Origin of the sequence: Metapseudomonas boanensis (assembly GCF_042232855.1) — a bacterium.
In the GTDB taxonomy this organism is placed as follows: Bacteria; Pseudomonadota; Gammaproteobacteria; order Pseudomonadales; family Pseudomonadaceae; genus Metapseudomonas; species Metapseudomonas boanensis.
In genome coordinates, this window is record NZ_CP113889.1 from 2,946,363 (window position 1) to 2,960,758 (window position 14,396).

The 14,396-nt window shown below is 63.7% G+C and carries 10 protein-coding genes; 2 read left to right on the forward strand and 8 right to left on the reverse strand.

The window, feature by feature from the left end; genetic code table 11:
- The first annotated feature begins 69 nt into the window (after nucleotides 1–69).
- Together sbcD and OXH74_RS13615 are read left to right on the forward strand one after the other, a co-directional pair.
- On the forward strand, nucleotides 70–1,290 hold the full coding sequence (gene sbcD, locus OXH74_RS13610) for an exonuclease subunit SbcD (protein WP_375737494.1): 1,221 nt from the start codon (nucleotides 70–72) through the stop codon (nucleotides 1,288–1,290).
- On the forward strand, nucleotides 1,287–4,712 hold the full coding sequence (locus tag OXH74_RS13615) for an AAA family ATPase (RefSeq protein ID WP_375737495.1): 3,426 nt from the start codon (nucleotides 1,287–1,289) through the stop codon (nucleotides 4,710–4,712). Before sbcD ends, OXH74_RS13615 begins: the two co-directional genes overlap by 4 nt.
- Before the next feature lie 205 nt (nucleotides 4,713–4,917).
- Here the strand turns inward: OXH74_RS13615 and rlmF are convergent, their stop codons facing one another.
- From rlmF to OXH74_RS13655, 8 genes are all read right to left on the reverse strand, one after another.
- Complete coding sequence (rlmF, locus tag OXH74_RS13620; protein ID WP_375737496.1) at nucleotides 4,918–5,907, reverse strand: 23S rRNA (adenine(1618)-N(6))-methyltransferase RlmF; 990 nt, start codon at nucleotides 5,905–5,907, stop codon at nucleotides 4,918–4,920.
- 67 nt (nucleotides 5,908–5,974) lie between these two features.
- Nucleotides 5,975–6,535 (reverse strand): TVP38/TMEM64 family protein, encoded by a 561-nt coding sequence (locus OXH74_RS13625; RefSeq protein ID WP_375737497.1) that lies wholly within the window; start codon nucleotides 6,533–6,535, stop codon nucleotides 5,975–5,977.
- A gap of 61 nt (nucleotides 6,536–6,596) precedes the next feature.
- Complete coding sequence (locus OXH74_RS13630) at nucleotides 6,597–8,426, reverse strand: SLC13 family permease (protein WP_375737498.1); 1,830 nt, start codon at nucleotides 8,424–8,426, stop codon at nucleotides 6,597–6,599.
- 36 nt (nucleotides 8,427–8,462) lie between these two features.
- Nucleotides 8,463–8,759, reverse strand: a complete 297-nt coding sequence (locus OXH74_RS13635; protein ID WP_215378219.1) for a helix-turn-helix domain-containing protein — start codon at nucleotides 8,757–8,759, stop codon at nucleotides 8,463–8,465.
- A gap of 221 nt (nucleotides 8,760–8,980) precedes the next feature.
- Nucleotides 8,981–11,845: a valine--tRNA ligase gene (locus OXH74_RS13640; protein WP_375737499.1), complete on the reverse strand. Its 2,865-nt coding sequence runs from the start codon at nucleotides 11,843–11,845 to the stop codon at nucleotides 8,981–8,983.
- 215 nt (nucleotides 11,846–12,060) lie between these two features.
- Complete coding sequence (locus tag OXH74_RS13645) at nucleotides 12,061–12,465, reverse strand: DNA polymerase III subunit chi (RefSeq protein ID WP_375737500.1); 405 nt, start codon at nucleotides 12,463–12,465, stop codon at nucleotides 12,061–12,063.
- 11 nt (nucleotides 12,466–12,476) lie between these two features.
- Nucleotides 12,477–12,893, reverse strand: coding sequence for a DNA polymerase III subunit chi (locus OXH74_RS13650; protein ID WP_375737501.1), 417 nt, complete (start codon nucleotides 12,891–12,893; stop codon nucleotides 12,477–12,479).
- Nucleotides 12,890–14,377 (reverse strand): leucyl aminopeptidase, encoded by a 1,488-nt coding sequence (locus OXH74_RS13655; RefSeq protein WP_375737502.1) that lies wholly within the window; start codon nucleotides 14,375–14,377, stop codon nucleotides 12,890–12,892. The genes OXH74_RS13650 and OXH74_RS13655 overlap by 4 nt, the downstream gene beginning before the upstream one ends.
- Between the last annotated feature and the right edge of the window lie 19 nt (nucleotides 14,378–14,396).

A 14,396-nucleotide genomic window follows, 5' to 3' on the forward strand; every position in this document is an offset into this window, starting at 1 on the left:
GGTTGCCAGAAAACCAAGGAAATGACAGGGTTGCCGGCATTTCCGAATCGGTGACCCGTGATTTCCACCATGCGTATCCTGCACACCTCTGACTGGCACCTCGGCCAGCATTTCATGGGCAAGACCCGCCAAGCCGAACACCAGGCCTTCTGTGCTTGGCTGATCGAACAGGTGCGTGAGCATCAGGTGGACGCCGTCCTCATCGCCGGGGACGTGTTCGACACCGGAGCTCCGCCCAGCTATGCCCGTGAACAGTACAACCAGTTCATCGTCGAGCTACGCGCTACCGGGGCCGAACTTGTGGTGCTTGGCGGTAACCATGATTCGGTGGCCATGCTAGGGGAAAGCCGCACTCTCCTGGCGCAGCTCGACACCCAGGTGATTCCCTCCGTTGCCGAAGCGATCGAGGAGCAGGTGCTGGTGCTGCACCGCCGCACCGGCCAGGTGGGTGCAATCCTTTGCGCCATCCCGTTCATCCGGCCGCGCGACGTCCTCCAAAGCCAGGCCGGGCAGAGCGCGGCGGACAAGCAGCTTTCGTTGCAGCAGGCAATCCAGGGACACTACCAGGCGCTCCACGCCCTGGCCGAGCAGCGCCGCACCGAGTTGGGTGGCGGGCTTCCGATCATTGCCACCGGCCATCTGACCACAGTGGGCGCCAGCGCTAGCGAGTCGGTGCGGGAAATCTATGTTGGCGCCCTGGAAGCCTTCCCCACCAGCGCCTTCCCGCCGGTCGACTACATCGCCCTTGGCCATATCCATCGACCGCAGAGGGTCGGTGGTCTGGAGCACATCCGCTATTGCGGGTCGCCCATTCCGCTGTCGTTCGACGAAGCGTGGCAGCAGAAGGAGGTACTCCTGGTGGAGCTGGACAGCATCGGTCTGCACCGAGTGGAGGCGCTGCCGGTGCCACGTTTCCAGGCACTGTATTCCGTGCAGGGCGCCCTCGACGACCTGCCCGCGCACCTGGCCGAAGTCGCCAAGGAGGGAACGCCGGAACGCCCAGTGTGGCTGGAAGTGCTGGTGACCAGCGATGACTACCTCAGCGACCTGCAAACCCGCCTGGCCGCGCTCTGTGAGGGCCTGCCCGTGGAAGTGCTGCGTATCCGCCGTGAGCGCGGCACCGCCCAGCCCAGCCTGCAGCGCCAAGCGCGCGAGACCCTTGACGAACTCAAGCCGGAGGATGTGTTCGAACAGCGTCTTGGCAGCGAAACGCTTGAAGAGGGGCTGGAGCTGCGCCTCAAGGATCTGCATCGCCAGGTGCTCAATGAGCTTCAGGAGGGGCAGGCATGAAGATCCTCAGCCTGCGTCTGAAAAACCTCAACTCGCTGAAGGGGGAGTGGAAGATCGACTTCACCGGCGAACCCTTCGTCGGTAACGGGCTGTTCGCCATCACCGGGCCCACCGGCGCCGGCAAGACGACCTTGCTGGATGCCATCTGCCTGGCCCTCTACCACCGCACGCCGCGGATGAGCACGGTGTCGGCCAGTGCGAACGAGCTGATGACCCGTCACACCGCTGAGTGCCTGGCCGAAGTCGAGTTCGAGGTGAAGGGCGTCGCCTATCGCGCCTTCTGGAGCCAGCGCCGCGCCCGCGACAAGGCCGACGGCGGCCTGCAGCCGCCGAAGGTGGAACTGGCGCGAGTGGCGGACGGAGAGATTCTCACCGACAAGATCAACGACAAACTCAAGCAGACGGAAAGCCTCACCGGCCTCGACTTCGAGCGCTTCACCAAATCCATGCTGCTGGCCCAAGGCGGCTTTGCGGCCTTTCTGGAAGCCAGTGCCAACCAGCGCGCCGAGCTGCTGGAGGAGCTGACTGGCACCGAAATCTACGGCCAGCTCTCTCAGCGTGTGTTCGAACGTACCCGTGAGGTCAAGGTTGGTCTGGACCAACTGAAAGCCCGTGCTGAAGGTGTAGAGCTGCTGGATGAGCAGACCCGCGCAGGCCTGCAGGAAGAAGCCGTCAACCTGGAGGTCGAGGAACAGCGGCTCAGCATCCGTCAGGCGGACCTGCAGCGGCAGCGCCAGTGGCGCGATGAGCTGGACAAGGCCAAGGTTCGCCAGCGTGCCGCCGAACAACAAAGCGAGGCGGCGCGCCAGGCTCTGGAGCAAGCTCGACCGCAACTTGCACGGCTGGCCGCCAGTGAGCCGGCCAGTCAATTGCTGCCGGTGTATCGCGATTGGCAGCGGGCCCAGCAGCAACTGACCCGGGGCGAAAGCGAATTGCGGGTTACGCGCCACGAACTGCAGGGGCTGGCCGAGCGGATTCTTGACCAGCTATGGCAAGGCGCACAGCTCGGCGGCCAATGGGTCCAGGCACGTCAGCAGGTGCTGGATGCCTTGCATGACCAACGTGAAACCCTGCAACGACGCCTGGCGGAGCAGCCGCATTGGGCGCGCCTGGGTGAGTACCTGGGGGGCTGGCGTGCGGAATTTGCGGCGCTGGGCCGCGGCCATCGCGAGATTTCCGACCTGCAAGGCACCGCGGCGGAACTGGGCCGAAAGACCACCGAGCTTGGCGATCGGCTACTGCAGGCGCGCAATACGCTGGACGCAGTCCGCACCGAGCATGCCCAGGTCCAGCAGGAGGAGATCGAGGCGCAAGCGAGCCTTGATGCGCTGTTGGTCGGGCAAAGTGACGCTGCCTTGCGTGACCAGTGGCAGCAGCTGCTGGAGCAAGGCAGCCAGTTGGAACGCCTGGAGCAGCTGTCCCAGCAACGCCGGCAACTGGCGGAGCGGCAGGCGAAGGCCCGCGAGCTACTGCAACCCTTGCAAGCGGAGCAGCGCGAACTGGGGGGCAAGCGGGATGCCCTGCGTCGTCGCTTCAGCGAGCTCAAGCAGCAGATCGCCGACAAGGAAAAACTGCTGGAGCAGGAACAACGCATCCAGCAACTGGAGGCCTACCGAAGCGCCTTGCAGCCGGGCGAAGCCTGCCCCCTGTGCGGGTCCTTCGAGCATCCGGCCGTCGCCGAGTACCAGGCACTCAACCTCTCTGCAACCCAGCAGTCCCTGCACGAGTGCAGGGCTGCCCAGGATGCCGTGCGGGCTGAAGGGGAGACGCTGAGCAATCGGCTCGCCAGTCTGGAGGCCCAGATCATCCAGCTCAATGAGTCCCTGCAAAGTGGGGACACCGAGCAGCGGGAATACGTCGAGCGCTGGCGGCAACAATGCCAAGCGCTCGGCCTGCAACTGGCCGATATCCAGGCGCTGCACGACGAGGTCAGGGCTCACTGCGAGCGTAAGACGGCACTGCAGCAGCGGCTGGCACGACTGGATGAACTCAAGGCCGCCCTATCCTCTGCGCGGGACCGTCGCCAGCAGCGGGAGAAGGACCTGCACGACTGTGGCAGTCAGTTCGCCCTGCTGGAAAAGGATCAGGTCGGACTGCAGCAGCGGACCCAGGACAATGCCTTGCAACTGGCACAGCGCCTCAGTGAGCAGCAGCAGACGCGCCAGCAACTGGCGGACAGCCTTTCGGTGCTCGGCTATGCCTTGCCGGACGAAGGGAGCGCCTGGCTGGCCGAGCGCGAAGCCGAGTGGCAGCAATGGCAGCAGGACCAGGCTGCCAGTCAGCGCCTGGACGGCCAACTACGCGACCAGCAGCATGCCCTGGAGCAGGCAAGGGAGCAGGCCAGTATCTGGCAGGTACGTTGGCAGGCGTCGGGCTATGCCGGGCAATCCGCCATCGCACCGGTGGACGATCCACAGGCCGCGCTGGCTACGGTGCAGGCCGAGCTGGACGCGGCGCAGCAACGCCTGAACCAGCTCAAAGGCAGCGAGCAGAGCCAGGACCTGCGTGTCCGTGAAGCCCGGTATGGCCTGCAGCTGCAACTGGATGCCTGGCGGACAGGGGTGGAGGCAAGTCCTTTCGGGGACGAAGCCGCGTTCCTCGCAGCGTTGCTCGATGACAGCGAGCGCAGCACCCTTCAGGCCTTGCAGCAACGGCTGCAGCGCGAACTGGGCGACGCCCAGGCCCTGCTGGCGGATGCCCGTCAGCAGGTCGAGCAACTCCAGTCGATGCCGCAGAGCGAGATGATCCGGGAGGACTTAGAGCAGCAGTGGCAGGCTCTGGGCGAGCAGGCTCGGCTGCTGAGCCTGCGGCAAGGCGAAATTCGTGCGCAGCTTTCCGGTGATGAACTGCGCCGGCAGAGCCAGCAGGCGCTGTTCGCCGAAATCGCCCAGCAGGAAACTGACTACGACCTCTGGCAGCGCCTCAACAGCCTGATTGGCTCCGCCGACGGTGCGAAGTACCGTAAGTTCGCCCAGGGTCTGACCCTGGATCACCTCGTCTACCTGGCCAACCAGCAGCTGCAGCGCCTGCACGGCCGCTACCAACTGGCGCGGCGCAGCAGCGGTGAATTGGAACTGGAGGTGATGGATACCTGGCAGGCGGACGTGGTGCGTGATTGCAAGACACTGTCCGGTGGAGAGAGCTTCCTGGTGAGCCTGGCGCTGGCTTTGGCGCTGTCCGACCTGGTCAGCCACAAAACCAGCATCGATTCACTGTTCCTCGACGAAGGCTTCGGCACCCTCGACGGCGAGACCCTGGAGGTCGCCTTGGACGCACTGGATGCGCTGAACGCCAGCGGCAAGATGATCGGCGTGATCAGCCACGTCGAGGCCATGAAGGAGCGAATTCCGGTTCAGCTCAAGGTGCACAAGGGCGTGGGCATGGGCTATAGCCGGCTGGATGGGTGTTTCGCGGTTGGTTGATTGGGCAGACCTGCGGTCTGCTCAGCGATTGAAATCGCCCCCACAGGAAAAGCACGACGGTTCAGTGCGCACGGGCCGCTCCCCTCTCCTCTTCAGGGGAAGGGGCTGGGAGAGAGGGTAGCTGGCCTCGACTGGGACTTCCCGAGGCAGACTGCAGCCTGCCTTTGCGAATGAATTCGCTCCTACAAGGTTTGCCGCCAGGCGCTCACTTCCAGCGCGCGTTGCGCCAGGCCTCGCGCTGGCCGGAATCGAGAAAGGTCCAGGCGACGAAACGGCTCTGCTTCTGCCCCTGGGCCATTTCCACCACGTGCATCTCGGCGGCGCCGGCACGCTTCAGTCGCGCCTCCAGCCCCGGCAGATTGCCGCCCTTGGATACCAGGCTGCTGAACCAGAGCACCTGTTCCTTGAATTGCGCGCTTTCGTCCACCATCCGTTGCAGGAAGCCCGCTTCACCGCCCACACACCAAAGCTCTGCGCCCTGGCCACCGAAGTTCAGCACCGGCAACTTGCGCTTGGGGTCGAGCTTGCCGAGGTTCTTCCACTTGCGTTGGCTGCCTCGTGCGGCCTCTTCCAGCGAGCTGTGGAAGGGCGGGTTGCACAAGGTCAGGTCGAAGCGCTCACCGGGCAGCAGCAGGCCCTTGAATATGTGCTTCGGCTCGATCTGCCGGCGCAGTTCGATGCTGGTCGTCAGCTGGTTGGATTCGACGATGGCGCGGGCCGAGGCCAGCGCTGTGCCATCGATATCCGCTCCGGTGAAATGCCAGCCGTATTCGCTATGACCGATCAACGGGTAGATGCAGTTGGCGCCGATGCCGACATCCAGCGCCTGGATGCCCTTGCCGCGCGGGATCTCGCCGCCGTTGTCGGCGGCCAGCAGGTCGGCGAGGCCATGCAGATAGTCCGCGCGGCCTGGAATGGGCGGGCAGAGGTAGCCAGCCGGAATGTCCCAGTGGTAGATGCCATAGAACTGTCGGAGCAGGGCACGGTTGAACACCTTCACCGCTTCTGGATCGGCGAAGTCGATGCTTTCCTTGCCGTAGGGGTTGGTGATGACGAACTGTGCCAGCTCCGGGCTGCCCTGAATCAGCTTGGGAAAGTCGTAGCGACCCTGGTGTCGGTTGCGCGGGTGCAACAGGCCCTTGGCGGTGGGCGATTTGGTGGCTGATGGGCGAGGGCGCTTGGGCGGCTGGGGCATGATGGCTGGCGTCGAGGAATGAAAGCGCCGCATTTTCCCACAGCCGACGTTATTGGTGCGCACCATCCTACGAGATGTGCAGGGCACGGCCCAGGTAATCGAAAAACAGGCAGTAAAGGGCAATCGGCAATGGCAGGCCGAGCAGGGTCCCGGCCAGATAATGACGAAAGCGTACGCCGCTGAGGCTGAGGGCATAGTTGAGCGCTGGCACGGTTTGGAACATCACCCGCAACGATGCAACGACCAGCACTGGGCGTTCGTCGAGGTGGGCAATGATGCGCTGCGCCAGCTGGTTGTCGAACTGGCGCAGTGCATCGCCGCCCAGCAGGCGGATCACCAGGAAGGTGCAACAGCAGGAGAAGGTCGCCGCTACGTAGGTCGCCAGACCTCCCCAGAGTCGCCCCAGGGCCAGCACCGCAGCGGCGAGGAAGATCCAGCCGGGGATCTGGATCAGGTTGCCCAGGGCGAATAGCAGCGCGAATAGCACCACCCCCCAGAACTTGTGAGCCAGCAGTGCATCATGCAGGTACTGCAGGCTCAGGCTTTCGCGCAGGCCGCTGAACTGGAAGATTGCCAGCAACACAGCGAGGGTAAGGGCCACCAGCAACAGGCGCCGGTACTTGTCCATAGCGGTCGCTCCAAGGCTTCCCCTTCATTGAAGCCCATCCAATCCGGCGCGTCGCCACCCCTCAAAGCGGAAAGATCAGCGGCACCAGGAACACACTGACGATCATTACCAGCAAGGTAAAGGGCACCCCGACTTTGACGAAGTCTCCGAAGCTGTACTGGCCTGGGCCGAGCACCAGGGTATTCACTGGCGAGGAAACCGGAGTCATGAAGGCTGCCGACGCGGCCAGGGCGACGATCATCGCGAACGGATAGGGCGAAGTGCCAAGCTGCTGGGCCGTGGCGATAGCGACGGGAGCCATGAGCACCGCAGTGGCGGTATTGGAGATGAACAACCCGATCAGTGCGGTGACGATGAACAGGCACGCCAGCATCGCGTACGGCCCGGCGCCTCCGAGCACGGCAACCAGGCCTTTCACCGCGAGGTCGATGCCACCGGTCTGTTGCAGGGCGTGGGCAAAGGGCAGCATGCCAACAATGAGGATCAGGGTCGGCCAGTGAATGGCGCGGTAGGCGCTGGCCAGGTCGATGCAGCGGAACGCGCCCATCAGCAGGCAGCCGATCAGTGCGGCCATTACGTTAGGGACCAGGCCGCTGACCATCAGGCCCACCATCACAGCCAGGCTGAGCAACGCATAGGGCGCCTTGCGCGCAGTTGGCGCGACTTCGTCGACTTCAGCCGGCAGGCTCAGCACCAGGAAGTCGCGGCTCAGCCCCTGCAGGCGATGGATGTTCTTCCAGTTTCCGGCCACCAGCAGCATGTCCGAGGGCTTGAGTTTCTCATCCACCAGCACGCCTTCCAGCGCTACACCATGGCGGCGCAAGCCCACCACATTGAGCTTGTGCTGACTGCGAACGCCCAGCTCCAGGATGGTCTTGCCGGGAAGCGTCGATTCCGGTGGCAGCGCGACTTCCGCCAAGCCAAGCTCATGGGCGTGCAGACTGAAATAGGAGGTGGCCAGCGGCATGGGCTCCAGCCCCAGTTGCTGGTAAACGCCCAGCAGGCCTATGGTCGGACTGGCCAGATCCACCAGCAGCACATCGCCGGGCTCCAGCAGGGTGTTGCCTGTTGCCATCAATAGCAGCGTGCGGAATTTGCGCTGACGTTCGACGCCGATCACGTTGATGCCGTATTGCCGGCGCAGCTCCAACTCGTTAAGCGCCTGCCTGGCCAGGGGCGAGTCAGCCCGCACCTTCAGGCGCCGTTCTCGCTCGTTGAGCCTGTAGGCTGCGGCCAGGTCGGCGAGGGTCAGGCGGGGTGGGGCCGCATCGGCGTCGATGCCACTGCGAGCCAGCCAACTCCGCGTTAGCAGCATATAGCCGATGCCCAGCACGAGGACTGCGAGGCCAATGGGCGTGAGGCTGAAGAAGCCGAATCCTTCCAGGCCGGCGCGGAGCAACTCGCTGTTCACCACCAGATTCGGCGGCGTGGCCACCAGGGTCAGCATGCCGCTGATCAAGCCGGCGAAGGCCAGTGGCATCATCAGCCGCGCCGGGGCGATTTTCAGCCGCGCGGCAACGCCAAGGGCAACCGGAATGAAGATCGCGACGACGCCGGTGGAGCTCATCACCGAGCCGAGGCCTGCGGCCGAGAGCATCAGCAGGATGAGCAGGCGCGTTTCGCTGCTGCCGGCCCGGGCTACCAGCCAGTCGCCCAGGCGGTAGGCGATGCCGGTGCGCACAAGACCGTCGCCGATGACGAACAGCGCTGCGATCAATACCACGCTAGGGTCGCTGAATCCGGCGAGAGTCTGTTGGATTTCGAGCACGCCGGTCATCGGCAGGGCAACGATCACCAGTAATGCAACCACGTCCATGCGTGGTTTGTTCAGGACAAAAAGCGTAACGGCACCGAGCAAAAGGCCCAGCACGATGAGCAGATCCAGATTCAAGCGTGACTCCCAGTTCCTTGCAGGGGCGGCAGTCTGTCAGGGATAACCCAATACGGCCTTGATCTGATGCAGGTTAGCGGCGATCCAGCGCTTGTCGATGGCGCCCCAGTCGCGAATCACATAATGGCCTGCATTATTGCGCGCGCCCTCGTCCTGCTCGAAGTGGCAGTCGATATCCAGGTCGGCGAGCGCCAACAGCGTGTCCTGTGCGGTGCGACGGGGCATGCCGGTGGCCTCCATCAGCGCTGGCACGCTGGCTGCGGTGCTGCTGTCGATCAGCCAGGCGACGTAGAGGCGGCGGTAGAAGCTGGTTTTGGTCTTGCTGGTGTCCATGGGCGGTCCTTGCGACAAGGGCGGTGGAAAACGCTACCTGATTTTCCACCTTATCGGCACGATGGACGACGTTCTTTTCTTCCACCCAATAGGGGCCGAAAAGCACAAGGCCCGCATTACAGATTGTGTGAAAACTGCTGCGCTCGGTTATGCGGTGTTAAAAACAGCCTAACCTTCGCTCGCGACGTTTCACTCGGTCTGATCAGCGGGCCTCGTGGGCATTACAGGCTGGCGATCTTGCCGCGCTGTTCGGCAAGGTTGGCCAGGGCCTGCTCGGCCTCGGCCAGCTTGGCGCGCTCCTTCTCGATCACGTCGGCCGGGGCCTTGGCGACGAAGCCTTCGTTGCCGAGCTTACCGCCAACGCGCTTCACTTCGCCTTCCAGGCGCTGGATTTCCTTATCCAGGCGCGCCAGTTCGGCGTCTTTGTCGATCAGGCCTGCCATAGGCACCAACACCTGCATGTCGCCAACCAGGGCGGTGGCGGACATCGGGGCTTCCTCGCCGGTGGCGAGTACGCGGACGGTCTCCAGCTTGGCCAGCTTCTTCAGCAGCGGCTCGTTCTCGGTCAGGCGGCGACGGTCTTCGTCGTTGGCGTTAACGAGGATGATGTCGATGCGTTTGGCCATCGAGATGTTCATCTCGCCACGGATCTGCCGCACACCGAGCATCAGCGCCTTGATCCAGGCGATGTCGCCTTCGGCGGCGGCGTCGATGCGCGCTTCATTGGCCACTGGCCAGGGTTGCAGCATCAGGGTGTCGCCGCTCTTGCCTGCCTGGGCCTTGATGCGCTGCCAGATTTCCTCGGTGATGAACGGCATGAAGGGATGCGCCAGGCGCAGGGCTACTTCCAGCACGCGGATCAGCGTACGGCGGGTGCCGCGCTGGCGCTCGATCGGGGCGTTCTCGTCCCACAGCACCGGCTTGACCAGCTCCAGGTACCAGGCGCAGTACTCGTCCCAGACGAACTCGTAGAGGGCCTGGGTGGCGAGGTCGAAGCGGAAGGCTTCCAAGTGACGGGTGACTTCCTGCTCAGTCCGCTGCAGGGCAGAGATGATCCAGCGGTCTACCGAGGACAGTTCGACCGGAGCGCCGGCCGCCGGCTCGTCGTTGACGCCGGTGTCCTGGCCTTCGGTATTCTCGATGACGAAGTTGGCGGCATTCCACAGCTTGTTACAGAAGTTGCGGTAACCCTCGACGCGGCCCATGTCGAACTTGACATCGCGGCCCGTGGAGGCCAGCGAGCAAAAGGTGAAGCGCAGGGCATCGGTGCCGTAGCTGTTGATGCCTTCGGGGAACTCAGCGCGGGTCTGCTTGGCGATCTTCTCGGCCAGCTTGGGCTGCATCATGCCGCTGGTGCGTTTTTCCAGCAGGGTGTCGAGGTCTATGCCGTCGACGATGTCCAGCGGGTCGAGCACATTGCCCTTGGACTTGGACATCTTGTGGCCCTGGCTGTCGCGCACCAGACCGTGGACGTAGACGGTCTTGAACGGAACCTGTGGGGTGCCGTCTTCGTTCTTCACCAGGTGCATGGTCAGCATGATCATGCGGGCGACCCAGAAGAAGATGATGTCGAAGCCGGTGACCAGCACGTCGGTGGGGTGGAAGGTCTTGAGGAACTCGGTCTGTTCCGGCCAGCCAAGTGTGGAGAAGGTCCACAGGCCAGAGCTGAACCAGGTGTCCAGCACGTCCTCGTCCTGTTCCAGGGGGATGTCGCCCAGGTTGTGCTTGGCGCGGACCTCGGCCTCGTTGCGGCCGACGTAGACATTGCCTTCTTCGTCGTACCAGGCCGGGATGCGATGCCCCCACCAAAGCTGGCGGCTGATGCACCAGTCCTGTATGTCGCGCATCCAGGAGAAGTACATGTTTTCGTACTGCTTGGGCACGAACTGGATGCGACCGTCTTCCACGGCAGCGATGGCCGGCTCGGCCAACGGCTTGGTGGAGACGTACCATTGGTCGGTCAGCCAGGGTTCGATGACGGTGCCGGAACGGTCGCCCTTGGGCACTTTCAGCGCATGGTCTTCGATTTTTTCCAAGAGGCCCAGGGCGTCGAAGGCCTCGACGATGCGCTTGCGCGCCTCGAAGCGATCCAGGCCGGCATACTCGGCGGGCAGGCTGCCGTCGACTTCGTGGTTGACGTTACCGTCCAGGTTGAACACTTGGGCATGGGCCAGCACCGCAGCGTTCTTGTCGAAGATGTTGATAAGCGGCAGGTTGTGGCGCTTGCCGACTTCATAGTCATTGAAGTCGTGGGCCGGAGTGATCTTCACGCAGCCGGTGCCGAACTCGGGGTCGCAATACTCATCCGCGATGATCGGAATTCGACGACCCACCAGCGGCAGCGCAACGAAGGTGCCAATCAGGGATTTGTAGCGCTCGTCTTCCGGGTGCACGGCTACGGCAGCGTCACCGAGCATGGTTTCCGGACGGGTGGTGGCGACGATCAGGTAATCCTTGCCGTCGGCAGTCTTGTGGCCGTCGGCCAGCGGATAGCGGAGGTTCCATAGGCTGCCTTTCTCGTCGTGGTTCTCCACTTCGAGGTCGGAGATGGCGGTGTGGAACTTGGTGTCCCAGTTGACCAAGCGCTTGCCACGGTAGATCAGGCCGTCTTCATGCAGGCGTACGAAGGCTTCCTTGACCGCTTCGGACAGGCCCTCGTCCATGGTGAAACGCTCGCGCGACCAATCCACGGAGGAGCCGAGGCGACGGATCTGGCGGGTGATAGTGCCGCCGGACTGCTCCTTCCATTCCCAGACCTTTTCCAGGAATTTCTCGCGGCCGAGGTCATGGCGGCTGATGCCTTGGGCACCCAGCTGGCGCTCCACCACCATCTGGGTGGCGATGCCGGCGTGGTCGGTGCCCGGCTGCCACAGTGTGTTACGGCCCTGCATGCGGCGGAAGCGGATCAGCGCGTCCATGATGGCGTTGTTGAAGCCGTGCCCCATGTGCAGGCTGCCGGTGACGTTCGGCGGCGGGATCATGATGGTGTAGGGCTCGCCGGAACCTTGCGGGGCGAAGTAGTTCTTGGACTCCCAGGTTTTGTACCAGGAGGTTTCGATGGCGTGGGGCTGGTAGGTCTTGTCCATGGTTCGGCGGGGACCCTAGAAGGCAACTAGTCGGGAAAACCGGAGAGTATAGCGGCAACGGGCCGTCGAAAGAATTGGCGCACGCGTTCGGTACGCGATGAACGGGGTCGAAGGCGGGGGTGGCGCAGGTTGTGTAGGAGCCCGCTTGCTGGCGAAGGCGCTTGCTCCGTTCGCGAGCAAGCTCGCTCCTGCAGGGTGGGGCGGCGAGAGGGAGATCACCGCTTGGGGGGAGCCAGCAGGTGGGCCATATGCGCTTCGAGACGGCGTTTCAGCTCGGCCTCGATCTGCGGGACGAAATCGTCGATGACGTCCTGGAGAATTGCCTGTGCTGTGGCACGGAGCTCAGCATCCAGGTCGGCAGGTTCAGCCGATGCATCAGGCTCCAGGCGGTTCCGGACGGTATCGACCAGCGGTTGCAATAGCGGTGGCTCGGGGGCTGGCTGAAGCGGTGCGGAGAGTGCGGGCTCGATGATGTCCGAGAGCAGGGGAATGCCATCTGCTTCGAGGGGATCGGTGAGCAGGGGCGGTTCATTGCTGCCCGGCTGGTCGAGAAGGGCGCGGATCGACTCGAGATCGTCCAGCAGGTGCGCAGGCTTAGGAGGCTGTTTCGGGGTTTCCATGGATAGCACGATCAGAGTTCGACTCGTTTTGGATCATAGCCCCGCTGGCGGTAGGCGCGGAAATTCTCCCGGCAGGCGGCCAGCAGGTCGGGTTCCTGGTTGACGATCTCGATCACCCGGCTGAAGTACTCGATGTGTGGGGAAATGCTCGGGTTCAGATTGATCAGCAGGCCTTGCTGGATCGCTGGCGCCTCATCGAGGGCGAGCACGACCGGGGCTTCGGCATCGTCTTCATGCAGGTCGTGAGGGATGAAGTTTTCGGCCCGAAAACGCCACAGGAGCTGGTCCAGCTCGTCACGCTGGGCAACGTTGGCGCAGCGCAACATGACCGGGAGCCCATGACGCCAGCCCTTGGCGGCCAACTGGCAGGCCGCGCGGAGGCGGTCTGCCGGGTTTGCTGAGGAGAGGACATAGAACTCGATCCTCACTTGATACGGTCCAGCAGGTACTGGGTCAGCAGGGGCACTGGGCGACCGGTCGCCCCCTTGTCCTTGCCGCCGCTGACCCAAGCGGTACCAGCGATGTCCAGGTGCGCCCAGTGGTACTTCTTGGCGAAGCGCGACAGGAAGCACCCCGCTGTGATGGTGCCGGCCTTGGGGCCGCCGATGTTGGCGATGTCAGCAAAGGGGCTGTCCAGTTGCTCCTGGTATTCGTCGAACAGCGGCAGCTGCCAGGCACGGTCGTCAGCGTACTCGCCGGCCTTCAGGATCTGCTTGATCAGGCCGTCGTTGTTGCCCATCAGTCCGGACGTGTTGCTGCCCAGGGCGACGATGCAGGCGCCGGTGAGGGTGGCGATGTCGATCACCGCCTGAGGCTTGAAGCGCTCGGCATAGGTCAGGGTGTCGCACAGTACCAGCCGGCCTTCTGCGTCGGTGTTGAGGATCTCCACCGTCTGACCGCTCATGGTGGTGACGATGTCGCCCGGACGAGTGGCGCCGCCACTGGGCATGTTTTCGGCGCAGGCGAGCAGGCCGACGACGTTGATCGGCAGTTGCAGCTCGAGCAACGCGCGGAAGGTGCCGAGCACGCTGGCGGCACCGCACATGTCGTACTTCATCTCGTCCATGCCGGCTGCGGGCTTGATGCTGATGCCGCCGGTGTCGAAGGTGATGCCTTTGCCCACCAGGGCGAAGGGTTTGTCGTCTTTCTTGCCGCCCTGATAGTTGAGCACGATCATGCGCGGCGGCTGATCGCTGCCTTGGGCCACAGCCAGGAAGGCGCCGGCGCCCAGCTCCTTGAGCTTCTTCTCGTCCAGTACTTCGACCTTGAGGTTCTTGTGCTCCTTGGCCAGTGCTTTGGCCTCTTCGGCGATGAAGCTGGGGTGGCAGAGGTTAGGCGGCAGGTTGCCGAGGTCGCGGGTAAAGGCCATGCCCTTGGCGATGGCCTGAGCGTGGACGCTGCCACGCTCGACGTCAGCCAGCTCGGTCTTGTCGGCCAGTAGGGTGATCTTTTTCAGGGCCTTGGGCTCGGTTTTCTTGCTCTTGAAACGCTCGAACAGGTAGGTGCCATCGGCCAGGGTTTCCACCATCAGGCGCGCCTTGCCATAGGCGTCGCGGCCTTTGACGACCAGTTCGCCGAGGGCCAGGGTGGCGTCGCTGCCGCCGAGGCTCTTCAATACACCGTTGACTGCAGCGATCATTTTGCGGAACTGGCGGTCAGAGAGTTCGTGCTCCTTGCCGCTGCCCACCAGCAGCACGCGTTCGGCCTTGAGGTTGGGCAGGCTGTGGAGCAGCAGGGTCTGGCCTGACTTCCCTTGCAGGTCGCCGCGCTTGAGCAGTGTGCTGATGGCGCTTCCGCTGGCAGCGTCCAGCGCCGTGGCTGCTGCACCGAGCTTGCGCCCTTCACCCACGGCGACGACCAGTGTGGCGGTTTTCAGGGTTTCCAGACGGGCGCTTTTGACGAGGAATTCCATGACATGTGTCCCCAAGACA